This is a genomic window from Brevibacterium picturae, assembly GCF_030453725.1.
GTDB lineage: Bacteria > Actinomycetota > Actinomycetes > Actinomycetales > Brevibacteriaceae > Brevibacterium > Brevibacterium sandarakinum_A.
Map to the genome: position 1 here is coordinate 1 of NZ_JAKDJU010000345.1, position 1,508 is coordinate 1,508.

Below are 1,508 nucleotides of genomic sequence, written 5' to 3' on the forward strand. Positions count from 1 at the left end.
GGACGAACTGTGCCGAAAGCTGATCAGCGGATGCGGATGTTGACCTGCTTGATCTGGGTGAAGCCCTCGAGCATGCCCTCCAGTGAGGCCTCACGGCCGAAACCGGAGGTCTTCATGCCGCCGTAGGACTGGCCGGCCATCTGGCCACCGCCCTGGTTGACCTGGACCCAACCGGATTCGATCCGGTTGGCCATCGTCAGGGCCGCGTCGACGTTCTTCGTGAAGACGAAGGCGGCGAGGCCGAACTCGCTGTCATTGGCCATATCGATGACCTCGTCGACGTCCTTCCACGGAATGACCGACAGGACGGGCCCGAAGATCTCCTCTTGGCTCGTCTGCCATTCGTTCCTAGCCTTCGAGAAGATGACGGGCGCGTGATAGAAGCCGGGTTCGCCGACCTCGAGCGAGTCGGAGCCGTCGTAGGCGACCTCGACGCCGTCCATCGCCTTGCCCATCTCGATGTAGTCCGACACCTGGTCGTACTGCTTCTTGCTGATGATGCAGCCGATGTCGGAGTCCTCCTCACGCGGGTCTCCGACCTTCATCTTCGAGACTGCGTCGACGAGCTTGGCCAGGAAGTCATCGTAGATGTCTTCGTGCAGGAACAGGCGCGAGCCCATCGTGCAGGACTGGCCCTGACGGGCGAAACGCGTCGAGAGCAGCACCTGCTGGAGGGTGTCGTCATCGTTCGAGTCGGGGAAGATGATGTTGGGGCTCTTGCCGCCCAGTTCCATCGACGAATGCGCGAGGCGACCACCTGCCAGCTCGGCGACGTGACGGCCGACGCCGGTCGAACCGGTGAACGAGACCTTGTCGACATCGGGGTGGACGTTGAGCGCTTCACCGATGACCGACCCCTTGCCGGTGACGACGTTGAGGACGCCGGCAGGCAGGATGTCGGCGATCAGCTCGGCCATCTTGAGGATGGTCAGCGGTGCATCCTCGGCACACTTGATCACGATGGTATTGCCGGCGGCCAGTGCGGCAGGGGTCTTGAATGCGGCGATCATCAGCGGCGAGTTCCACGGCAGGATCCCCGCAACGACACCGAGGGGCATGCGCTTCGTGTACTGCAGCTGTCCGTCACCGGCCGGCAGGGTATTGCCCTTGACCTCGCCGGCGACTCCGCCCATGTAGCGGAACAGGTCGACGAGGGTGCCGGTTTCGGGGCGAGCCTGGGTGCGGATGGCGTTGCCGGTGTCGATCGCGGTCAGCTGGGCCAGTTCCTCGGCACCTGCTTCGAGGGCGTCGGCGCAGCGCAGAAGCATCTTCTGACGTTCCTTGAACGGCAACGCGGCCCAGTCGGGGAAGGCCTTCCGAGCGGCCTTGACAGCGCGATCGGCATCGTCTTCCTTGCCATTGGCCACAGTGGCGATCACAACATTGCGATCAATGGGGGTGATGACGTCTTTCCTGTCACCGTCGGCAGCTTCGACCCATTCTCCGCCGATGAACATCTTCCAGTTCGTGGCCTCGGGAAATTGCGACATTGTGATCCTTTCACCTAC

The 1,508-nt window shown here is 62.9% G+C and carries 1 protein-coding gene; it reads right to left on the reverse strand.

The features are described 5' to 3' along the window. Nucleotides 1–23: 23 nt before the first annotated feature. Nucleotides 24–1,490, reverse strand: coding sequence for an aldehyde dehydrogenase family protein (locus tag L0G76_RS16225; RefSeq protein WP_304358155.1), 1,467 nt, complete (start codon nucleotides 1,488–1,490; stop codon nucleotides 24–26). Nucleotides 1,491–1,508 lie beyond the last annotated feature (18 nt).